The 20,775-nt window shown below is 41.9% G+C and carries 24 protein-coding genes; 2 read left to right on the top strand and 22 right to left on the bottom strand.

Annotation, left to right across the window (positions count from 1 at the left end):
- Positions 1-129: 129 nt before the first annotated feature.
- Positions 130-750 (top strand): transcriptional repressor LexA, encoded by a 621-nt coding sequence (lexA, locus tag AB5213_RS14830; protein ID WP_055157087.1) that lies wholly within the window; start codon positions 130-132, stop codon positions 748-750.
- 271 nt (positions 751-1,021) lie between these two features.
- Here the strand turns inward: lexA and pepV are convergent, their stop codons facing one another.
- The 10 genes from pepV to AB5213_RS14780 form a co-directional block, all read right to left on the bottom strand.
- Positions 1,022-2,389 (bottom strand): dipeptidase PepV, encoded by a 1,368-nt coding sequence (gene pepV, locus AB5213_RS14825; RefSeq protein WP_055157089.1) that lies wholly within the window; start codon positions 2,387-2,389, stop codon positions 1,022-1,024.
- Positions 2,390-2,467: 78 nt separating this feature from the next.
- Positions 2,468-2,917, bottom strand: a complete 450-nt coding sequence (dtd, locus tag AB5213_RS14820) for a D-aminoacyl-tRNA deacylase (RefSeq protein WP_055157091.1) — start codon at positions 2,915-2,917, stop codon at positions 2,468-2,470.
- A 143-nt stretch (positions 2,918-3,060) separates the two neighbouring features.
- Positions 3,061-3,696 carry an AAA family ATPase gene (locus AB5213_RS14815; RefSeq protein ID WP_022221014.1) on the bottom strand — a complete coding sequence of 212 codons (636 nt, stop codon included), beginning with the start codon at positions 3,694-3,696 and terminating at the stop codon, positions 3,061-3,063.
- Between the two features lie 83 nt (positions 3,697-3,779).
- The gene (locus AB5213_RS14810) at positions 3,780-4,697 is read right to left on the bottom strand and encodes an RluA family pseudouridine synthase (protein ID WP_055260964.1); all 918 of its coding nucleotides are present in this window, start codon (positions 4,695-4,697) and stop codon (positions 3,780-3,782) included.
- The gene (gene lspA / locus AB5213_RS14805; RefSeq protein WP_022221012.1) at positions 4,687-5,214 is read right to left on the bottom strand and encodes a signal peptidase II; all 528 of its coding nucleotides are present in this window, start codon (positions 5,212-5,214) and stop codon (positions 4,687-4,689) included. The genes AB5213_RS14810 and lspA overlap by 11 nt, the downstream gene beginning before the upstream one ends.
- Positions 5,215-5,239: 25 nt before the next feature.
- Positions 5,240-6,016, bottom strand: a complete 777-nt coding sequence (locus tag AB5213_RS14800; RefSeq protein ID WP_008370265.1) for a YlmH/Sll1252 family protein — start codon at positions 6,014-6,016, stop codon at positions 5,240-5,242.
- A gap of 17 nt (positions 6,017-6,033) precedes the next feature.
- A complete protein-coding gene (locus AB5213_RS14795; protein WP_008370263.1) occupies positions 6,034-6,579 on the bottom strand; it encodes a cell division protein SepF in 546 nt (181 codons plus the stop codon).
- A 28-nt stretch (positions 6,580-6,607) separates the two neighbouring features.
- On the bottom strand, positions 6,608-7,306 hold the full coding sequence (locus AB5213_RS14790) for a YggS family pyridoxal phosphate-dependent enzyme (RefSeq protein ID WP_008370261.1): 699 nt from the start codon (positions 7,304-7,306) through the stop codon (positions 6,608-6,610).
- Between the two features lie 17 nt (positions 7,307-7,323).
- A complete protein-coding gene (locus tag AB5213_RS14785) occupies positions 7,324-8,739 on the bottom strand; it encodes an HlyD family efflux transporter periplasmic adaptor subunit (protein ID WP_368276876.1) in 1,416 nt (471 codons plus the stop codon).
- A gap of 17 nt (positions 8,740-8,756) precedes the next feature.
- Positions 8,757-9,701 carry a TIGR01212 family radical SAM protein gene (locus AB5213_RS14780; protein ID WP_055260970.1) on the bottom strand — a complete coding sequence of 315 codons (945 nt, stop codon included), beginning with the start codon at positions 9,699-9,701 and terminating at the stop codon, positions 8,757-8,759.
- 79 nt (positions 9,702-9,780) lie between these two features.
- On the opposite strand from AB5213_RS14780, the gene AB5213_RS14775 reads away from it, so the two are divergent.
- Positions 9,781-9,987, top strand: a complete 207-nt coding sequence (locus AB5213_RS14775; protein ID WP_022221010.1) for a DUF378 domain-containing protein — start codon at positions 9,781-9,783, stop codon at positions 9,985-9,987.
- Between the two features lie 122 nt (positions 9,988-10,109).
- Here AB5213_RS14775 and AB5213_RS14770 read toward each other — a convergent pair whose 3' ends face one another.
- The 12 genes from AB5213_RS14770 to AB5213_RS14715 form a co-directional block, all read right to left on the bottom strand.
- Complete coding sequence (locus AB5213_RS14770; RefSeq protein ID WP_055157101.1) at positions 10,110-11,096, bottom strand: D-alanyl-D-alanine carboxypeptidase family protein; 987 nt, start codon at positions 11,094-11,096, stop codon at positions 10,110-10,112.
- On the bottom strand, positions 11,080-11,475 hold the full coding sequence (locus tag AB5213_RS14765; RefSeq protein ID WP_008370250.1) for a methylglyoxal synthase: 396 nt from the start codon (positions 11,473-11,475) through the stop codon (positions 11,080-11,082). Before AB5213_RS14765 ends, AB5213_RS14770 begins: the two co-directional genes overlap by 17 nt.
- Before the next feature lie 14 nt (positions 11,476-11,489).
- Complete coding sequence (locus tag AB5213_RS14760; RefSeq protein ID WP_195250629.1) at positions 11,490-12,614, bottom strand: FtsW/RodA/SpoVE family cell cycle protein; 1,125 nt, start codon at positions 12,612-12,614, stop codon at positions 11,490-11,492.
- Positions 12,611-12,841: a cell division topological specificity factor MinE gene (locus tag AB5213_RS14755; protein WP_022221008.1), complete on the bottom strand. Its 231-nt coding sequence runs from the start codon at positions 12,839-12,841 to the stop codon at positions 12,611-12,613. The genes AB5213_RS14760 and AB5213_RS14755 overlap by 4 nt, the downstream gene beginning before the upstream one ends.
- A gap of 11 nt (positions 12,842-12,852) precedes the next feature.
- Positions 12,853-13,644 (bottom strand): septum site-determining protein MinD, encoded by a 792-nt coding sequence (gene minD / locus AB5213_RS14750; protein WP_215686514.1) that lies wholly within the window; start codon positions 13,642-13,644, stop codon positions 12,853-12,855.
- 13 nt (positions 13,645-13,657) lie between these two features.
- Positions 13,658-14,302 (bottom strand): septum site-determining protein MinC, encoded by a 645-nt coding sequence (minC, locus tag AB5213_RS14745; protein WP_022221007.1) that lies wholly within the window; start codon positions 14,300-14,302, stop codon positions 13,658-13,660.
- A gap of 19 nt (positions 14,303-14,321) precedes the next feature.
- A complete protein-coding gene (locus AB5213_RS14740) occupies positions 14,322-17,243 on the bottom strand; it encodes a penicillin-binding transpeptidase domain-containing protein (protein WP_368276875.1) in 2,922 nt (973 codons plus the stop codon).
- Positions 17,224-17,751: a rod shape-determining protein MreD gene (gene mreD, locus AB5213_RS14735; RefSeq protein ID WP_172676481.1), complete on the bottom strand. Its 528-nt coding sequence runs from the start codon at positions 17,749-17,751 to the stop codon at positions 17,224-17,226. The genes AB5213_RS14740 and mreD overlap by 20 nt, the downstream gene beginning before the upstream one ends.
- 2 nt (positions 17,752-17,753) lie before the next feature.
- On the bottom strand, positions 17,754-18,641 hold the full coding sequence (mreC, locus tag AB5213_RS14730; RefSeq protein WP_368276874.1) for a rod shape-determining protein MreC: 888 nt from the start codon (positions 18,639-18,641) through the stop codon (positions 17,754-17,756).
- Positions 18,642-19,664 (bottom strand): rod shape-determining protein, encoded by a 1,023-nt coding sequence (locus AB5213_RS14725; protein ID WP_008370233.1) that lies wholly within the window; start codon positions 19,662-19,664, stop codon positions 18,642-18,644.
- Between the two features lie 21 nt (positions 19,665-19,685).
- Positions 19,686-20,396, bottom strand: a complete 711-nt coding sequence (gene radC, locus AB5213_RS14720; protein ID WP_008370231.1) for a DNA repair protein RadC — start codon at positions 20,394-20,396, stop codon at positions 19,686-19,688.
- 66 nt (positions 20,397-20,462) lie between these two features.
- The gene (locus AB5213_RS14715) at positions 20,463-20,723 is read right to left on the bottom strand and encodes a DUF4321 domain-containing protein (protein ID WP_055157107.1); all 261 of its coding nucleotides are present in this window, start codon (positions 20,721-20,723) and stop codon (positions 20,463-20,465) included.
- Between the last annotated feature and the right edge of the window lie 52 nt (positions 20,724-20,775).

Below are 20,775 nucleotides of genomic sequence, written 5' to 3'. Positions count from 1 at the left end.
TTAAGGTGCATTACAGAATTTAATCCCGCATAGTTACTGAGATAATCCACAGCTGGAATTTAGTTTTTCATTTAAGTTAGTTCAGATAATACTTCAAATTGATATAGATACAGATTTAGGAGGTCTTTTATGAGTAAAGGTAATATTAGCAAGAAACAGGAAGAGATACTTGAATATATTAAGTCCCAGATCCTGCAACGTGGTTTTCCACCGGCTGTACGTGAGATCTGTGATGCTGTGAATCTGAAGTCAACTTCTTCTGTACACTCTCATCTCGAGACTCTTGAGAAGAACGGATACATACGACGTGACCCAACCAAACCACGTGCAATCGAGATTCTGGATGATTCATTTAATCTCACAAGACGTGAGATGGTTCAGATTCCGATCGTAGGCCATGTAGCTGCAGGAGAACCGGTTCTTGCACAGGAGAATATTGAAGATTACTATCCTGTTCCTACTGAATATATTTCATCAAATAAAGAACTCTTTATGCTGAAAGTTCAGGGTGAAAGTATGATAAATGCCGGTATACTGGATGGAGATTATGTCATTGTGGAAAAGCAGGCAACTGCAGAGAACGGTGACATGGTTGTTGCTCTGATTGATGACGGTGCAACGGTAAAGACGTTTTACCGAGAAGAAGGTGTGATCCGTCTTCAGCCGGAGAATGATGCAATGGAACCATTTATCCTTGAAGATGTTACGATTTTAGGGAAAGTTGCTGCTGTTATGCGCTTCTTCCGTTAATTTTAAAAAAACAGGTGATTACTTGCAGAAGCATCTCAGATAGAAGTGCTTTTTGCAAGTAATCACCTGTTTTTTATATATGTTCTTCTCCATATCCCTTTTTTTCTTACTATCATAAATATTTTTTCAAATGCATCAAAAAAGCCGGATAAGATGTACAGGTATTCTCAACCTGTCATCTTATCCGGCTTTTGTTCCATTGAACAACTCACCCTTCGATGCTCGTATCTATTATGACATATCCAGATAATTCAGTCAGCACTGTTTTCTACTATTTTTTTGCAAGTTCGTACATCGCTGCTGCCGTAATCTGCAGTGCACGGAGAAGCTTTTCTACTTCCACATGTTCATCTGGCTGATGGATCACGTCTGCTTCACCTGGAAATACCGGTCCGAATGCAACCATGTTCTGGAATTTCTTTGCGTAAGTTCCACCACCGATTGCAAGTGGTTCCAAGTGCTCGCCAGTCTCTTCTTCATATACATGAACGAGCTTTGTCACCAGTTCAGAGTCTTTTGGTACATAGAGAATTTTGTGGTTATTTTTCCGGAGCACATCGAATGTGTAACTGTTGATATGATTGATCAGTGTATCATCAACAACTTTCGGATCTGCATTTTTTGGATAACGGACATCTAATGTAAAATAGGTCTCTTCTCCATCATAATAAACAATACCAAGGTTTACGGTTGTCTCACCAGTTTCTTCATCCACATAATGTACTCCCAGTGATTCTCCATTTGTCTCCGTTCCGATCTCTTTCAGAAGAAATTCCATCAGTTGCTGGAATTCTCCACCAAATTCATTCTCTTTCACTGCATTCAAAAGAAGAATTGCTGCATTTACACCAAGATGCGGGGTACTTCCATGTGCACTTCTTCCCACCGCTTCAACGATTGTTTTTCCGTTTTCATGCGTCACAGTGATTCCTTCTGTCTCTGCTACCTTAATGTCTCCTTTTACGATCAGTTTACAAGTTGGAATCACGACATTGTCAGCAATTCCACCACCAAAATATTCCACTTCGATATGACCTTTGTCATAAACCTTAGAACCGCCTTTGATTCCGGTCGTTCCTTTTTCACAGAAAATAACAGGAAAATCTGCATCCGGAGTAAATCCGATCGTCGGCATCTCATATCCGTTCTCTACGTAATACGCCGCGCATGAAGAGCCACATTCCTCATCAGATCCAAAAATAACACGGATTCTACGGTCAATTGGAAGATTCAGGTCACGGATCGCCTTCAATGCGTAAATTGATCCAATGATCGGTCCCTTATCATCCAGACATCCTCTTCCCCAAAGAATTCCATCGTGGATCTCGGCACCATAGGCAGGATAAGTCCAACCGGTATCGCCAGCCGGTACAACGTCTACATGACCAAGAACGCCTACCATCTCTTTTCCTTCTCCATATTCTACCCAGCCTATACGATTGTCTGCCTGCCCAACCTTGAAGCCAAGCTTGCGGCCAAGTTCAAGGGCATCTTCCAGAGCAGCCTTCGGTCCCGGACCATATGGCGCGTCTGGCTGTGCCTCACCACGCACGCTTTCAATTCTCATGTTCTGTTGGATTCCAGCAAGAATTTCATCCTTCATCTCCATAATCCTGCTGTTTAATGCTTCATAACTCATTATTACATTCCCCACTTTCTTGTGTATTCCATCTGTATTCTATTATACACGATACATCTTTAGAAACCAAATAATAATTTAACAAATCTGCTCCGAATCCAGCACGATCGTAAATGGACCGTCATTTAAAAGAGATACCTTCATATCCGCGCCAAAGCTTCCTCTTTCCACAACCGGGATCACTTTCTTACATTCTTCAATAATATATTCATACAGTTCATTTGCCATATCCGGTGCACCTGCCTCAATAAAACTTGGGCGGAATCCTTTTTTACAGTTTGCATATAAGGTAAACTGGGAAATCAGAAGAAGTTCTCCATCCACATCCTTCAGGGCAAGATTGGTCTTTCCGTTCTCATCTTCAAAAATGCGAAGTCCTGTCAACTTCTTTACCATTTTGTCTGCAATCACCCTGGTATCATCCTGTGCCACTCCGATCAGCACCATAAATCCTTTCCCAATCTTTCCGATCACTTCTCCTTCTACCGCAACCTCGGCATGTGTTACTCTCTGAATTACAAATTTCATGTTTTCTTGTCTCCTCTTTCTTCTCTTTATTTGACACTATAATGCCTGTGTTCCGAAATTATCAGAACATAAGTATTTTGCTACAGGTCTAAAAAACGGGGGATTTTTATTTCCCCCGTCTTATAACATTATAATCGCTGTTCTTACTCTTCCAAGCTTGCCTCTAATTCAAGAAAATCCTTGATAGCTTTCACACATCCGTCAACACCAAACTTGGAACTGTTTATACAAATATCATAACTTTCGGCATCGCCCCATTTTTTGTTGGTATAATAATTGTAATAGCTTGCCCTGCGTTTATCTGTCTTATGTATCAGATCTTTTGCTTTGTTATCTGTCAGTTCATTCAGCTTTGCTACATTTTTAATCCTGTCTTCCAGATCTGCATGAATGAATACACTTAGTACATCATCCCGCTCTTCCAGTGCATAATCCGCACATCTTCCTACCAGTACACACGGTCCTTCCTCCGCAATCTTTTTGATCGCATCAAACTGCGCAAGGAAAATCTTGTGATTTAGTGGCATTTCATTGACAGAACCGGATGCAAATCCCATAGAATATGTATCCATTACCAATGAATAGAGAAAACTGTTCGTCGGTTTTTCATCATGTGTCTCAAAAAGCTCTTTGCATATCTTACTGTCCTTTGCTGCCCGTGACAACAATTCTTTATCATAAAACTCAATTCCCAGTTCATCTGCCAGACGTTTTCCAATTTCGCGTCCTCCGCTTCCAAACTGACGACCTATTGTTATAATTGTATGTGTTTTACTCATAAACGTCACGCTCCTTTGCAGGTCATTATTCCATGATTATCCTATACATATTATATAACAATTCATAATAAATGTATAGATTTTCATGACATTTTGCGTAGTTTTTTCAATAAATTTTCAAAATATTCCGGAAGTGGGGCATCAAATTCCATATATTTTCCGGTTCTCGGATGGATAATTCCAAGAATTTTCGCATGAAGTGTCTGCCCCTGTAGTGTCCACGGACATTTTGCCGGACCATATACACAGTCTCCAAGCAACGGATGATGGATACTTGCCATATGCACACGGATCTGATGTGTGCGACCGGTTTCAAGCTCACAGGCAATATAAGTATATTCGCCAAAACGCTCCAGGACCCGGTAGTGTGTCACTGCATTTCTGCCATTTTTCTCATTGATACTCATTTTCTTCCGGTCAATCGGATGGCGTCCGATCGGCGCATTCACAGTACCGGAATCCTCTTTGATATTACCGTGTACAATCGCATGATAAATCCGCTTAATGCTGTGCTCTTTTAACTGTTCTGCAAGGATCTGGTGTGCGGTATCATTTTTACATACCAGAAGAGAACCGGTAGTATCCATATCGATCCGGTGTACGATTCCCGGACGCATTACACCGTTGATTCCTGAAAGCCGGTCTTTGCAATGATACATGATCGCATTGACCAGGGTTCCGGTATAATGACCTGCTGCCGGGTGCACTACCATACCTTTCGGCTTATTAACCACCAGGATATCATCATCCTCATAGAGAATATCCAATGGTATATTTTCCGGCAGGATATCCGGTTCCGTCAAATCCGGTATCGTAATCTGAATTTGATCTCCTTTTGCAACCTTATAGTTAGATTTGATTACTGTGGAATTTACCTTTACATTTTTTTCTTTTATCAGTTTTTGAATATAAGAACGGGAAAGCTCCGGCACTTTCTCTGTGAGAAATTTGTCGATTCTCTCCCCTGCATTTTCTTCACTCTGAAATTCTTTAATCTGCATGTTTCTGCTCCTGTCTGCGCGAATAAATAGAAAAATCTTCGTCCTTATAATAAAAAAAGATCAGCAGAACCAGAACGATAAACGTCACAGTCACATAAATATCCGCCACATTGAAAATCGGAAAATCAATCAGTGAAAAATAAAAAAAGTCAACCACATATCCTCTGGTCAGACGGTCAATAAAATTCCCGATTGCTCCGGCTGTCAGAATGATCATACAGATTCTGAGTGGCAGATATCTTTTTTCTACCGGAGTTCTGCCATAAAACCAGCTCACAATAACAAGGATCACAACGGTCATGATGACAAAGAACCATCGCTGGTTCTGAAAAATCCCAAATGCAGCTCCTCTGTTTTCAAGATAATGCAATTCAAAAACATTATTCCACAACACAAATGCAGACTGATCCTTCAAATGTGCAATTGCCAGAAGCTTTGTATACTGATCCAGAAGCACCAGGATTACGACTCCAAGTGCTGCAAAAATATATTGTTTTAACCCTGGTCTGTTCTTCATATGCTCTCCTTTACTGCTAATGCCATTAGATATACTTTCGGATTGTAACATAATAACGTCCTTTTTTTGTCTCGGAAAGAACTCCTTCGTACTGAAAACGTCCCATCTGTCTTACGGAAATGATATCGTTGTCCTTTACATGATATCCATTACTGGTAATCAGCTTTCCGTTTACGTATACACGCCCAGCCTCAATCAATGCAGTAAGTTTACTTCTGGACGAAGAAAAAGCCAGTGAAAGAAGGGAATCCAGGCGTACTGATGCAACAGTCCCCTTAATCTCTTCGTACTTTGGCTCCCATTTAAAATCTGCATTTTCTACTTCTACGGCACGAACGGTTGTATGACGTACCCTGGTCAGTTCTTTTACAAGAAACTCCGTCAGTTCCTGATGTACAAACACATAAGCTTCCTTATCGTGAATCAGAATATCTCCCGTCTTTGCCCGTGTGATCCCAAGGTTCAGAAGTGCACCCAGATAATCTCTGTGTGATAATTCCTCAGCAAATTTCGGTTGCAGCGGACTGATCTTCAGAATGCGGATCGGATATGTACTGCGGATACTTTCCTCATCCATATACATATAAAAAGCATCAGGTAGAAATGCTGCCATCTGACGCTCTGACGGATCATACCCGCCAAAGGTCCTGTATGGAACAGGGAAAGAATCCTTCGGCGTAGTATGTAATATATTCAGTTCATTCAGGTTCAGGAAATCGGAATACATAATGATTCCTCTCTGATAAGCATTGTTAGACAGCTCAATCAGACGTTTACGAAGTAAAGTCTCTTCTTTTTCCATACCCTGTCTTCTTTCTTCTAGTAACGGTTCTGGATCGGCACATCGAACGAAGTATTCAGAAGATCCTGCATATCGCCGGAAATATCAACATTTGCCGGTGTTACCAGAAAAATATAACTTGAAATCTTCTGAAGATTACCATCAATTGCAAAAGCAGATCCTGATGTGAAATCAATAATTCTCTGCGCGATCTCAAGATCCATACCTTCCAGATTCAAAATAACAGTTCTTCCCGCGAGAAGAGTCTCTGTAATCTCACGTGTATCATCCATTGCGTTTGGTTTGATTACACAAACTTCCATTGCAGGAGCATTTCTGCGTGTAGAAGGCTGGCGCATCGGGGTGACTTTATTTGAACGACCTGATTTTTTAAGCTGATAATCTTCCTCTTCTTCTTCGTAAGCAGCCGGTTTATCTTTCTTTCCAAAAATATTCTTTTTTGGCTTCTCTTCTTCATATGACTCATCTTCAAAATCGTCATCTTCATCGTAGAAATCATCATCATACTCATCATCGTCGCCGTTTAATTTCATAACGTCTAAAAACTTATCTAATACTCCCATTTTTCTTATACACTCCTATCTGTGGTATCTAAATCTGATGAGCATAATTTCGCTCGCCAAAAATTGCTGTCCCTATCCGAACCATGGTGGCTCCCTCTTCTATAGCAACTTCAAAATCATTGGTCATCCCCATTGAAAGAATACTCATGTTAACATTATCAACTTTTTCCTTTGCAATGTCAACAGATAATTTTCGTAAGTTTGCAAAATGTATACGATTTTCTTCCGGGTTTTCTACAAACGGAGCAATTGTCATCAATCCTTGTACTTTTATGTGTTGAAATCTGACAATTTCATGAATAAAATCCATAACTTCCTCTGGCATCAGACCGAATTTTGTATCTTCTTTTGCCATGTTTACTTCGAGAAGCACATTTACAACAATACCTTTTTTCGCTGCTTCTTTATCAATTGTTTCCGCAAGACGAATAGAATCAACAGAATGGATCAGCTCTGCCTTATCGATGATATATTTTACTTTGTTGCGCTGCAGATGACCAATCATCTGCCAGTGAATATCCTTCGGCATTATGTCATATTTTTCATCCAGTTCCTGCACTTTATTTTCACCAAAATAACGGCAACCGTAAGCATACGCTTCTTCCAGCATTTCTACCGGTTTGGTCTTGCTGACAGCAATCAGTGTTACATCCTCCCGTTTTCTGCCGGAGCGTTCGCATGCAGCGCATACACGTGCTTCCACATCTTTTAAGTTTTCTGTGATCATTTCTTTCACTCCATTTCTTATTGACTTACTATCTGATTATCCCGAACAGAATCTCCGTTCAGGGCAATATGATCATAATTGGATAGACTGTAGCTGTTTCCTTCTGCAATAATATAGTATTCATCACTCTCACTCAGGATCTGAACCTGCTTGAATACAGCATAGCCTTTATTGACATTATAAACTCCTTTGATGCTTTCGATTTTCAAAAGATCCATCGTATCGGAAGATTCCGGCAACAAAAGAGTATCTCCTTTTTTCAGATTCTCTGTATCCAGATATGCAATACCCGATTCCGTATCCTCGTTAATGATCGTCACCGGAATAAATTCCGTTGTCGTCTTTCCTTTTTTGGTCGTCTGCCTGTAGACACCTTCGTTCTGAGAAGCCCCGCCGCTCGTAATATAATCTATCGGAACAGCATAACAGTCTTTCTCCGTTACCGAGGTTTTCGGAATCTTAAGCCCGGACTCGTCTTCCAGGATCAGTTCAATATTCACGAACCGTTCATCTGCATACCGGATCATGGAATCCTTAAAAGTAATATTGGCATAAATATCATTTTTCTTTTCCGTAAGTCGCATAGTTCCCCACAGGTCCTTATTATCCTTCAGGAATCTGACCTCAACAGAAAGGGAATCTTCCCCGTTCATTTTTTTCTGGAAGGTTTGTGCCAGATCAGAGGTCAGGCGTACCGTTACCGTCCACTCTTCATCTGTGACCAGGCGATATACCGGCTGCCCTGCATCAATCTTCTGATTGCCTGAAAGCTCTGTGACACTGTAATTTGCCTTATCAAACATCTCATCCGTGATATTATCTGTCGTCAGATTTTCATAGCCATCTACCGAAAGCTCCACGATTCCGTCATCCGGACTTTGAAATGCATCTACATTTCCGGACTGCAAAATAGAATTCAGCTGTGCAACCCTGCTCTGTGTCGTATTGTTCTGTAAGATCGCTGTTACTTCACTTTTCAGATTTGATGCCGTCTTAAACTCCTCCGGTGAATAGGATTCATTAAATCCCTGTGCCTTCAGTAGAATACTGTTCCATTCATCTGCATTCAGGGAAACTTCTTCATTGCTGTCCTGATCCGTCTGTGTCTCGAGCTTGGAAGACGTAATGGTGTAAATATTGGTTCCAAGTGCAACCTTCTGTGCATCGTCTACAAAATAATTGACATATCCGCTTTTTTCAGCATTTACCACCGTTTCTTTTCTGAGAACCATTCCGGTAAGATTCCTGTCTTTTAAAATGCTTCCTTCCCGTACCTCATATACACTCACTCTATCTTTTGTAAAATAGATCAGAACGGTAAAAACAAGATACACAAAAATAATTCCAAACAGAATCGTACCAATATTTAAATGTCCTTTTCGTTTATATTTCTGGAGGCTGACGACCTCCGTATTCTTCTTTTTCCCAGCCAAAAATCAAGCCTCCAAATCTATTCGGATTTTAACAGGCACAGTGCCGCACCATTCAGATAATCACAGCACCTGCCCTGATACCTGCCTTCCTCTTCCATCTTCTGCAGCAGTTCGTCCCTCAGCCTCCACCAGCTGCATCCCCAGTTACAGAACACCGCATCTTTCTCAGGAATTCTTGAAAACATTCGTTCTACTGCCACGGTTTCCGGAATCTGTTCAAGAAACGTAATCACTCTTTCAAAATATTCTTCCTTTGAACATACCGTTATTTTACCATTTTCATACCAATCGCACAACCGTGTATTTCTGGCAATATAAAGCGAATGCAGTTTCACAATATCCACACCAAGCGCAGTAAGGATTCTTGCAGTCTCTTTTGCATCCGCTGCCGTATCTCCCGGAAGATTAAGAATCACATGGGTACAGATTGAAATACCAGTATATCTTTTAATCCGCAGTACTGCATCGATAAATTCTGCAAGGCCATGTCCCCTGTCGATCATCTGCAGTGTATGATAATTTGCTGTCTGTAATCCAAGTTCTACATTCATCTGAATTCCGGTCATCGCGCGGATATCTCTCATAATATCAAGATACTCAGCCGAAACACAATCCGGTCTTGTGGAAACAGATATCTCCACGACACCCGGAATCCTGGTAGCCTCCATCAGATAACTGCGAAATCTGTCCGGAGGAAGAAAGGTATTGGTATAATTCTGAAAATATGCAATATATTTGTTGGCATGGTATTTTCTTGTAATCATCTGTCTGGTCCGTGTCAACTGTTCTGTGACAGAAACTGCAGCCGACATTGCCTCAAATCCGGTTCCTGCACCGGCACAGAATGCACATCCATCTCCGTCAAGACGGTTCGGACATGTGACCGGAAGGTTCACCGGAAGCTTGTATACTTTTTCACCATATTTGTTTTTCAGGTAATCCGAATATTTATAATATAACATATTTTTCCTCTCATTTATGAATAATCACAAAGTTTTAACACATACTAACCGTATAGAATCGTATAAGGAGGATATTTACATGAAATGGTTTGATAATACAGCACTCACCGTTGTGATCATCGGTGCTGTGAACTGGCTTCTGATCGGTATATTCCGTCTGGATCTTATTGCCTGGCTTTTTGGAAACATGTCATGGCTCTCACGTATCGTCTACACGATCGTCGGACTGTGTGGACTCTACCTGATCAGTCTTTTTGGTAGAATCGGATCCATGTCCGAATCTTAATACGCCCAGGTAATGTACCTGATACCATCTCGGTGTATTTTCTACATGCTTGAAAAAAAGAAAGGGGCTCCCAGACAAGAGATGCCCCTTTTTGTGTATACGATAAGATTCACACACCACATTTACTGCTGACCAGACGGGATTGCCTCGATCAATGATGTCATATCCTCATACAGAACCGGTTTTTCTGAGGCTCCCATAACAATCGATATGTATGGATTGTCACTGGAATCTTTTTCCATCAGAATCAGACAATATCCTGCTTCATCCGTTGTCCCGGTCTTCCCACCTACGATCGTAACATTCTCCGGCACATCCACCTCTCCCTGCGCATAGAGATTGGTCGGTGTAAACAACGCCTCCTGGCTGTTACCGTCCACATCTGTATAATATGCGGTATATGCTTCACTCTGTATGATATTTACAAAATCTTCATGCTTTATGCACTCATTAAATATCAGATAAAGGTCATACGCTGTTGTATAATGATTGTCATCATGCAGTCCGTGCGGATTCATAAAATGAGTCCCGTTCGCCATCAATTCCTGGGCTCTGCGGTTCATCATATTAACAAACGCTTCTTCTGATCCACCTACATATTCCGCGATTGCAGTTGCTGCATCATTTCCAGAATACAAAAGAAGAGCTCCCAAAAGATCCCTGAGTGTCCAGACTTCTCCTTTCGCAAGGCCGCACACCTGTGCATCCGCCGGAAAACTGGATGCATCTGCGTTTCCACTGATCGTCACCTGGTCATCCAAATTTGCATTCTCAATAGCGAGAAGTGCCGTCATGATCTTGGTTGTACTGGCAGGATACAGTCGTTCATGCGCTTTATAAGAATATAATACACGTTCTCCTGTAAGATCAAATAATGCAGCACTGTGCAATTCAGTATCTTCTGTATAACCCTCTAACGCCACATCATTTTGTGCTACACACAGCTCCTCTGCATAAAGCTTTCCCTGGTATAAATCCTGATTATAATTTTTAAGTTCATATGCTGTCACAGGTGTTGCTCCTTTTCCTCCGATGCAACCACCTGTAAACAGACTTATCGATGCCACACATACCAGTGCGGCACTTTTTGCTCTACTTATACATCTCACGCCAATCCAAGTCTCCTCTGTCTAATGCAAGTATAATGATTTCTGCCGTTGCAAGATTGGTAGCCATCGGGATGTTGTGCATGTCACAAAGACGAATGACATCATTTACATCCGGTTCATGTGGCTTTGGATTCTGTGGATCCCGAAGAAAGATTAGAGCATCAATTCCATTCTGTGCAATCTGCGCACCGAGCTGTTGTTTGCCGCCCAGCGGTCCCGCAAGATATTTGTGAATAGAAAGATTAGTAACTTCTTCGATCAGCCGGCCGGTTGTACCGGTCGCATACAACTCATGCTTGCTCAAAATCCCACGATATGCAATACAGAAATTCTGCATCAGTGTTTTCTTAGAGTCATGCGCAATAAGTCCGATATTCATTTTCTCAGCTCCTTTTACTGATATTTTTTAGGCTGAAGCCCTATATTTAATACAATGCCAATTCCCATATATAAGCTGATAAGCGAAGTCAGTCCGTAACTAACAAACGGAAGGGGAATTCCTGTATTTGGTAAGATCCCTGTTGCCACGCCGATATTGATAAACGACTGAAATCCTATCTGCGCGGCTACACCGCAGCAAATAATCCGCCCCGCCAGATCTTGTGCCCTGAGTCCTATCAATATGCATTGTACTACAATCAATAATAACAGACCAATCACGATACAGCAACCCACAAAACCTAATTCTTCACCTACAATTGCAAAAATAAAGTCTGTCTGTGGCTCAGAAATAAAATTTCCATTCTTCACGGATGTGGTTGTATTATTATTCAGTCCTTTACCGGTAAGCTGTCCGGAACCAATCGCCATAATTGCATTATTCTGCTGGTAAGCTTCATCACTTGCATATTTCTGTGGTTCCAGCCATGCCAGAATACGCTTTTGCTGATAATCGTGCAGAAATGGCTGATTTGGCTGTACAACAATACTGATAAAAATAATCGTAACCGGAACCAGAATCGCAATCAGGGTTCCGATAAATCGATAACTCAGTCCCGCCAGATACATCATAGCACAAAAGACAAGCGCTATGGATAAGGTTGTTGAAAGGTCTGGCTGAAGAACGATCAGGATCAGTGTTGGTGCAATCAGTCCTACTGCTTTCAGGATGGTTGCAGCACTGCTCAGATCATCCTCATGATTCATCAGAAATTTTGCAAAGAATACGACAACCAGTATTTTGCTGAGCTCTGATGGCTGAAAATTCGTCACTCCGATATCGATCCACCGCTGTGCACCATTTACATTGGTTCCAAACAGCTTTACACATACCAGTGCAATGATATTGATCCCGTATAAAATCCAGTAAAAGTTCAGAAGCCATACATAGTCTATCATCGAAAGAATGATCATCAGGATCACTCCGGCGACAAGTCCTATGATCTGTCTTCCCTGTACTGCCTGCTTTGCACTTCCGATTACCATAACTCCGATAATCGATATAGCAATAACAGAAATGACCAGACCGAATTTCACATCTTTTAAATGATAAGGTTTTGTCTTTTTTGGTAATCTCACGATTTTTCTCCTGTCAAGTTGATTCTAATCTGTGAACGTGTTATTTCCACTTTAAAATTATCTTCGGTTATCTTCATGTATTTTCCGATTGTGTGGTATAATTCTCCGCACAAAAGTTCATAAGTATCTGGCTGACACTGCACCCGGTCCGAAACAAGAAGGCTTTTCAAACGTTCTTTTGCAATGCGGACAGATGAATGGTGCATACCTCTTTCAAATACATGCATGATACATCCTCCTAATTTCTTTTAAACATATGGGAAAGTTTGTAAAACAAACTTTCCTGTTTATCCAGATCGAGAAATGGCACTTCTTCACCGGTTATACGCCGGCAGATATTGGTATATGCTTTTCCTGCCAGCGAATCCATATCTACAACCGTCTCTCCCTGGTTCGTTCCGATCACGACCTGTTCATCATCCGGAATTGCTCCGATCAGATCGATAGGAAGAATCTCTGTCACATCTTCTACTGACATCATCTCTCCTCTTTTCACCATATCCATCCTGATACGGTTAATAATAAGATTCAGTTTTTTCATGTGATTCTGCTCCAGCAGCCCAATGATGCGGTCAGCATCACGAATGGAGGATACTTCTGGCGTTGTCACAACAAATGCTCTGTCAGCTCCGGCAATCGCATTCTGGAATCCCTGCTCAATCCCTGCCGGACAATCCAGTAAAACGTAATCAAATTCATCTCGAAGCTCATTTGTAAGCTTGATCATCTGCTCCGGTGTGATCGCTGACTTATCCTTTGTCTGTGCCGATGGCAGCAGATACAGATTTTCATGACGCTTATCACTGATCATCGCCTGCTTCAAACGGCAGCCACCTTCGATCACGTCGACCAGATTATATACGATCCGGTTTTCAAGTCCCATGACAACATCCAGATTCCGAAGACCTAGATCCGTATCGATCACCAGTACCTTTTTCCCGAGCCTTGAAAGTCCGGCACCTATATTTGCTGTCGTTGTTGTTTTTCCGACACCGCCTTTTCCCGATGTCACTACAATAATTTCACCCATTTTTCAGATCCTCCTACCACTCTAAATTCTCCAGTGGATCGATATAAATGCGCTTGCCGTCAAGACGGGCGATACTTGGTCTTACGGTTTCGTCCTGAAGATATGTATGTGTTGATACAATATCTGCAATCTTCATTACATGCGGTCTCATCGACAACGCCGTAATAAACGCATTCCGATCTCCTGTTGCCCCGGCATGTACCGTTCCCCTTACCGCACCCAGCACAACAATATTGCCCTTGGATACTACGGTTGCACCAAACTCTACATCGCCAAGTATAATAATACTCTGTTCTGTCTCCAGTACCTGCCTTTGTCTGAGCGTACCTTTGTAGAACTGACCTTCTTTTCTGGTTAAACTGTTAAGAGAGTCTTCTACTACTTTTTTGTATAATCTTTCTGTATTTTCATTAGCATCAAAAATACAGACAATATGGATATGAGCGACATCAGTGATCAGACCAATGACCTCTTCTTCCTGTGGTTTTGTAAGAATCCGCCCTTCAAACGTAACCGCCATGGTCGCATCTTTGAAAAAGCGAGCAGATTCGGTAAATTTTTCTCTCAATTCCTTCAGAATCTCTGTATACTCTGCATCAGGATCCATATGAACAATCAGACCGTATTTATTACTTTTAATGATGACTTTCTGTTTCATACCTGTGATCCCCCTCAATCTAGTCTCCATGTGTCGATGATGAACCTGCTGCCGATGCATGCCCTGTGATCAGCTCATCACGGCTTGTCTCTCCATAATAATAGCGCATCAGGTCTCTTCCAATCTCTGACGGATATAAAGATTCATAACCATTTTTGATACGGATCGCAAATGCGACTTCCGGGTCGTCACTTGGCGCATAGCCAACAAACAGACCGTGATCCGGATGTGTAGTACTCTGCTGTGCCGTACCGGTTTTACCTGACATTGTAATATTTCCCAGCGAAGAATATGTACTGTTGCTGGTAACAACTGCCCGCATTCCCGACTGAACAGCATCCCATGTATTTCCGGAAACACCCTCTATCTGGTTCAGCACATCCGGTTCGTAAGTTTTTGTTACCTTACCATCCTTATTTTCCACATGATCCAGAAGGGAAAGATTATAAACAGTTCCTCTGTTTGCAATTGCTGTAACATATCTTGCAAGCTGAGTTGTCGTATAGTTATTAGTACCCTGACCGATTGCAGAACGTACAGAGTCCTGATCAGATACCTGAGGTGACGATTCCGGAATTTCGATTCCTGTTGTCTGGTTCAGTCCAAACATAGTCGCATATTTCAGAAGCGTCTCACATCCCTGGTCAGAAGAATATCCCGACTCGCTGCTCTTTGCATTACTGAGCATCTGGTTTGTAAGTCCCAGACGGTATCCAACTTCATAGAAGAACATATTACAGGAATGCTGGATCGCACTCGTCACATTCAGACTTCCATGCGACCCCGGATAAATCCAGCATCGTGGACTCGGTGAAATTTTTTCATAGAGTCCGCCGCAACTGATATACGTACTGGTATCAATGACATCTTCTGTCAGTCCGGCAACAGCAACCAGTGGTTTGTAAGTAGATCCCGGTGCCGTCTTCTCCTGCGTCGCATTATTATATAACGGTGCTGACTGATCATTTAAAAGCTTTGTATAATAGCCTGAATCCATGGTATTTGCAAGCCGGTTATTATCATATCCCGGGTAGGATACACAGGCAAGAAGCTGTCCGGTCTTCGTGTCAGTTACTACGACCGATCCGGTAGATGGTTCCAGTCCAAGCTGTCCCGGTGTGATTTCCAGATCTTCAATCTTGGAATACATGAAATCATAGGCGGTCATTGTACCATCCGCAAGCTTATTATAAACATCTGCATCATAATTCAGAATTCCCTGCTCATAAAGCATCATACCAATCTGGCTTCCTGTGATTTCTTCATTGCGTATCATATACTTGTAGATCAGTTTGTCAAATCCGGAATCCTTAGGAAGATTTGCACTGATATACGCCAGAATCCCCTGATATACTTCATTCTGATCCGAATACTCACTGTCACTGTTCATATAATCAGTCAGTTTTGATGTATCGATCCAGTTCTTGGAGATCGCATAATTCAGATAAGTATAGAGACTGATGCTCTCATCATTTTCCCACGCAATATAGGTAGAATCATTGGTATCAATCGAATCTTTCTGAATGATTGCTGCATTCTGGGTAAGTACAGTACTGATAATATAACTGAGATATGCCTGCATATCCTCATCACAGTCTTTATATGCCGGCGCACCTGAATCACTCAGCTGTGCCATCACATCTGCAAGCACTGCCTCCTTTTTGGAGGAAAATGACGCATACACACTTTTCTCAGTCTCCCCGGCATCCGCAGCTTCAAAATGTCCCACATTCAGAATCTCATTGGAAATAAATGCATTGTAAACATCACCAATCGGTATCTTCACATCACTTCCCTCTTCTGCCTGTGTACGGTCATAGGTCAGAGACGTAGTCAGATTGGAAAGGATGATTCCGGCAAGCTTTTCTTCCAGGAGATCATAAGCTGCCTTTTGCAGATTGGCATCAATAGAAAGATAGACATCATTTCCTGCCTTTGCCTTTTTCCCCTGCTTGGACTCAATGACCTTTCCCACACTGTTAACATAAAGTTTGATTTCACCTTTTTCACCCTGAAGTGTTTTATCCAGTGTCTGCTCCAGCCCTGCTTTTCCAACCACATCCGTAAGAGAATACGAGTCCTGCTCCTTTTCATCCAACGCATCATATTCATCTTGTGAAATCACACCCGTATAACCAAGAATAGACGCAAAATATTTGCTGTCTGGGTAATAACGGATTGAATCCTCTTCAATATTAACTCCCTGAAGAGTATCCAGGTTTTCCATAATAGCAGCTGTTGTACTTTCACTGACATCACTTGCAATCGTTGTAGCCACATACTTCTGATAGCGATTCAGTCCCATAGAATACCGGATTGTTACCAGCTTCAGGATTTCTTCTTTGGACAGCTTCTGTTCGTCCAGTCCATAACCATAGGTCTCATCTGTACAGAGATAATGCATCAGATCTGCCGCACTGTATGCCTTCTGCTTGTTACTGAGCTTATCAATGGTTGCTTTTCCAAACACATCCGCAAGGAACCGCAGACGCTGCACCTCGCTTGTCATGGAATAAGCATATTCTCCATTATCATTGAGAATAATTTTGAAATCATTGACAATAGAATCTCCATTCGATTCAACAATACTGATCACTTTCTCAATTGTTGCATTGATGATTTTATTTTTCTCTTTAACCGTATCATAGTCACCGTTGTCTTCAATCGTGACGGAATATGCGAGCTTGTTATCTGCCAGAACCACTCCGTTCCGGTCCAGGATACGACCTCTGGTTCCCTGTACCTCTTTTGTTTTCTGGATCTGAAGCTTATAGTCATCCAGATATGCCTGTCCGTTTACGATCTGTAAAACAAACACACGCTGTATCAAAATTGTAGAAAGCACAATAAACACAAGCATCAGCACAAACACTCTAGATTTTACCAAGTCGATAAACCATCTTTTCAGACGATCCAATAAATCAAACAAATCTGCTAGCACTCCTTTTTTCTTCTTCTTCAAGTCTTCGGTTAATATGCAGAATGATCTGATACAGAACAAGTGTAACCAGAATCGTGTAAACCAGTTCCGGCATGATCACATGTCTCAGATAATGCAAAAAATGGAAATCACTTTTTAACATGAATAAAAGGACATAAATCACCATACCATATAGAAACTCGCTGCCGGCAATAAGTGCCAACGGGAGTTTGATGTCTTCGTCATAAAATACTCTCTGGAAAAATCCGTTGCCATATCCGATCAGCATATAGATCAGCGCATAAAATCCAAGCAGATTTCCACCTAGTATATCTTTTAAAAGTCCACAGAAAAAGCCGATGATCATCCCTTCTTTTTGTCCCCTCATAAATCCAAATGAGGACGTCACAATAATCAGGAGATTCGGAATAATCGAGGCAAACGCCAGCTTTTGAAACACCGTTGTCTCCAGAAGGAAACAGACAGTGATCAACACAGCACAGATCAGGATCCTTTTAATCTTTTTCATGTCTATTCGCCTCCATTATCGCTTCCACTTTCACCTTTTCCATCGATCAGATCCTGCTTTGTTGTTGTAATAACAAGAACTTCCTGTAATTCCTTAAAATCCGTAGCAGGAATGATATATCCGGATCTTGTCAGGTTATTGGAATCTACATTTACCTCTGAAATATATCCAACCAGAAGTCCCTGCAGATATTTGCTGCTGATATTCGATGTTACAACCTGTTCTCCGACCGCCACTTCATTTTCATTATTGGCAAGCTGTTCAAATTTTAAAAGTCCGTCCTGCACCGTCTGCAGATCTCCGCTTACAATACATTTGTCAAAGGTTGTCAGGATCATGGCACTTACATTTTTATCATCGATAATCGAACTTACTGTTGCCCAGTTCGGTCCGACTTCTGTGACGATCCCAACCAGTCCGGTTCCAGATAGGACATTCATATCTTCCCTGATCCCATCATTGCTTCCCTTATCAATCGTAAATTTCGAAAACCAGTTGCTATTCTCGCTGGCGATTACATTCGCAGCAACTTTCGGATAATCCGCTGAATTCTGATCCATCTTATATAGTTCTTTATATCTTTCCAGCGTTGCTGAATTCTGCTGCAATCGGTTATTCTCAGTCGTCATCTCTTCCAGGCGGGATTTCAGTTCTTTGTTTTCTTTTTTTATTTCCTGAAGTGTTGCAAAATTCTCTGAAACATCGCCGATCCACATCCCGACACGGTTGATTCCTTTCTGCATCGGCACGATCGTGTAACCTGCTGCCCAGGAAAGCGGTCCTTTCCCGGACTCTGCAAATCCGGAAAGTCCCATCAATACAATACATATGATAGCAAGGATCAGCAACCAGTATTTATTTGATGTTGAAAATTGATTCTTTCTTTTCATCTATCTTATCCACCTATAATTTTCATCCAACATTGAGTACGAAAGTTTTTTAAGTTCTTTTGAATTGATCATCCGTCGCAGCCCTTCTACTGCACACAGATCCGGCTTAGCAGCCACATGCACCGGATATCCAGTCACAGCTTCTATGTACCGGTCAAGCCCCGGTAGCCTGGAAACACCACCCGTCAGACAGATTCCATTCTTTCTGATTGAACGGGCTACCTCCGGTGGGGTCCGTTCAATCAACTGACCAATCTGCGAAGTACAGGTTTCCAGAGATTCTTTCATCGCAGCCCGTACCGCACTGCTTGGGATTTCCTGGTATCTTGGTACACCAACAACCAGATTACGTCCGGCAACCACCATGGAAGCTTTTCCGTTTCCGCCAAGCACTCCAAAACGTTTTCTGAGAGCCTCGGCTGTCTGTCTTCCGATCAGAAAATCATAATTCCGGCGGACCATATTCTGAACTGCCACATCAAATGTCATACCACCAATCTTAAGCATTTTATTAAGTACCATGCCACCTGAACCTACTACAGATAATTCGGTTGTAGCCGCACCAAAATCAACGATCAGCATCCCTTTTGTCTTCCGGACATCAATTCCCATTCCGATACACTGCGCAACACCGCGTTCTACAATACTCACTTCTTTTGCTTTCGCCGTTGAATGAACAACCAGATCAAAAAACGCCCGTTTTTCAACTTCTGTGACATCCGTAGGTACTGCGATCAGATATTCTGATCCTCTTGTAAAACGGCGCTCTTTCTTCAGCAGATTCTGAAGAAGATACTGCATATCCGTAAATCTGCTGATTACACCTTCTTTCATCGGAAACACCACTTCAATATTTCCCGGTGTTCTCTCGAACATCGCATATGCTTCATCGCCGACAGCCAAGATCTCTTTTCCGTCCACAATAGCAATTACATTCTTCTCTTTCCACGTACTGTCCTGCTTTTTATCATACACCTTGATCTCATAAGTCCCGAGATCAAGACCGTAAATATTTCGCGCCATAATCTAAAGTTCCTTTCCATACTACTTTTCCTTAAGCAGCTTCTGCTCTGCGAGTGATACATAGCAGTTATCACCAATAATGATATGATCCAGAAGTTCAATTCCAAGAAGGCTTCCGCCCTCCCGGATTCGCTGTGTCACAAGAATATCTTCCCTGCTCGGCATCGGATCACCACTTGGATGATTGTGCAACAATATAATATAGACTGCGTTCTTTTGCAATGCCTCTATAAAAAGCTCTCTCGGGGAAATTACGGACATATTTACTGTCCCTCTCGAAATTTCGCTTTCTCCGATCAGTCTGGAACGCGTATTCAGCATCAGCAATTTCAAATGCTCCTGCCTGTAATAGCGCATATCTTCCATATAATATGCTGCAATTGTATCCGGTCTTGAAAAATCCAGATCTTCTCTGGCTGAAAGCTGGGACATTCTCTTGGAAAGTTCACAAAGGCATAAGATCTGAATAGCCTTTACTCTTCCGATTCCACTGATTTTCAGCAGTTCTTCTTTTGTCCAGCTTTGAAGATGGGCTTTGGCTTGTGGCTGTGTACCTTCTCCGGGATAAAAAAGCTTCCTGGCAAGATCCAGTGCACTCTCTCCCTTTGTTCCAGTCCTTAACAAAACAGCGAGCAATTCAATATCTGTTAAACTGCCCGCCCCAAAGCGTTCACATTTTTCATATGGCCGCTCTTCTGATAACATTTCTCGAATGGTATTTTTTTGATTCATCCTTTTGCAGGATTTGTTGATTCACACCAGACTCTCCACCCTTGTATATGGGATGCTTTATACATCCTATAAGAAACGATAAATGAATATGGAGATAATCACTCCAATAATGCTTGCGATCGTGATCTTAATCGTAAGACCAAACGTAATAACGACAAGTCCGAGGTTCAAAACAATCGGTGTCTCTACCCCGAAAGTCTGTCCATAAGAAAGCCAGCTAAGTGCTGGAACCCCTTCTGCAAGCACACCGATAAAGCCACCCAGAACAATTCCTGCCAAAATCAGCAGAAATAACGCCCAGACATTCTTACTTCCGGCTCCTCTCATCTGTACTCCTCCTCTTTTGAATCACAAACTGGTATCATTTTAGCATATTTTA

Source organism: Coprococcus sp. RTP21204st1_G4_RTP21204_210225, from assembly GCF_040915385.1.
Taxonomy (GTDB): domain Bacteria; phylum Bacillota; class Clostridia; order Lachnospirales; family Lachnospiraceae; genus Allocoprococcus; species Allocoprococcus comes.
The sequence above is the reverse complement of the archived record's forward strand: the minus strand, read 5'-3'. Positions and strand labels throughout refer to the sequence as shown.

What these genes read in the sequence shown, in the direction of transcription:
- AB5213_RS14775 (WP_022221010.1), top strand. Translation starts at nt 9,781, where the DNA reads ATGAAATGGTTTGATAATACAGCACTCACCGTTGTGATCATCGGTGCT.
- AB5213_RS14765 (WP_008370250.1), bottom strand. Translation starts at nt 11,475, where the DNA reads ATGAATATCGGACTTATTGCGCATGACTCTAAGAAAACACTGATGCAG.
- AB5213_RS14715 (WP_055157107.1), bottom strand. Translation starts at nt 20,723, where the DNA reads ATGAGAGGAGCCGGAAGTAAGAATGTCTGGGCGTTATTTCTGCTGATT.
- AB5213_RS14755 (WP_022221008.1), bottom strand. Translation starts at nt 12,841, where the DNA reads ATGCATGTATTTGAAAGAGGTATGCACCATTCATCTGTCCGCATTGCA.
- AB5213_RS14815 (WP_022221014.1), bottom strand. Translation starts at nt 3,696, where the DNA reads ATGAGTAAAACACATACAATTATAACAATAGGTCGTCAGTTTGGAAGC.
- pepV (WP_055157089.1), bottom strand. Translation starts at nt 2,389, where the DNA reads ATGAGTTATGAAGCATTAAACAGCAGGATTATGGAGATGAAGGATGAA.
- lexA (WP_055157087.1), top strand. Translation starts at nt 130, where the DNA reads ATGAGTAAAGGTAATATTAGCAAGAAACAGGAAGAGATACTTGAATAT.
- AB5213_RS14725 (WP_008370233.1), bottom strand. Translation starts at nt 19,664, where the DNA reads ATGGCGCGAAATATTTACGGTCTTGATCTCGGGACTTATGAGATCAAG.
- AB5213_RS14800 (WP_008370265.1), bottom strand. Translation starts at nt 6,016, where the DNA reads ATGGAAAAAGAAGAGACTTTACTTCGTAAACGTCTGATTGAGCTGTCT.
- AB5213_RS14780 (WP_055260970.1), bottom strand. Translation starts at nt 9,701, where the DNA reads ATGTTATATTATAAATATTCGGATTACCTGAAAAACAAATATGGTGAA.
- minD (WP_215686514.1), bottom strand. Translation starts at nt 13,644, where the DNA reads ATGGGTGAAATTATTGTAGTGACATCGGGAAAAGGCGGTGTCGGAAAA.
- mreD (WP_172676481.1), bottom strand. Translation starts at nt 17,751, where the DNA reads ATGAAAAAGATTAAAAGGATCCTGATCTGTGCTGTGTTGATCACTGTC.
- AB5213_RS14795 (WP_008370263.1), bottom strand. Translation starts at nt 6,579, where the DNA reads ATGGGAGTATTAGATAAGTTTTTAGACGTTATGAAATTAAACGGCGAC.
- radC (WP_008370231.1), bottom strand. Translation starts at nt 20,396, where the DNA reads ATGAATCAAAAAAATACCATTCGAGAAATGTTATCAGAAGAGCGGCCA.
- minC (WP_022221007.1), bottom strand. Translation starts at nt 14,302, where the DNA reads ATGAAACAGAAAGTCATCATTAAAAGTAATAAATACGGTCTGATTGTT.
- dtd (WP_055157091.1), bottom strand. Translation starts at nt 2,917, where the DNA reads ATGAAATTTGTAATTCAGAGAGTAACACATGCCGAGGTTGCGGTAGAA.
- AB5213_RS14810 (WP_055260964.1), bottom strand. Translation starts at nt 4,697, where the DNA reads ATGCAGATTAAAGAATTTCAGAGTGAAGAAAATGCAGGGGAGAGAATC.
- lspA (WP_022221012.1), bottom strand. Translation starts at nt 5,214, where the DNA reads ATGAAGAACAGACCAGGGTTAAAACAATATATTTTTGCAGCACTTGGA.
- mreC (WP_368276874.1), bottom strand. Translation starts at nt 18,641, where the DNA reads ATGAAAAGAAAGAATCAATTTTCAACATCAAATAAATACTGGTTGCTG.
- AB5213_RS14790 (WP_008370261.1), bottom strand. Translation starts at nt 7,306, where the DNA reads ATGATCACAGAAAACTTAAAAGATGTGGAAGCACGTGTATGCGCTGCA.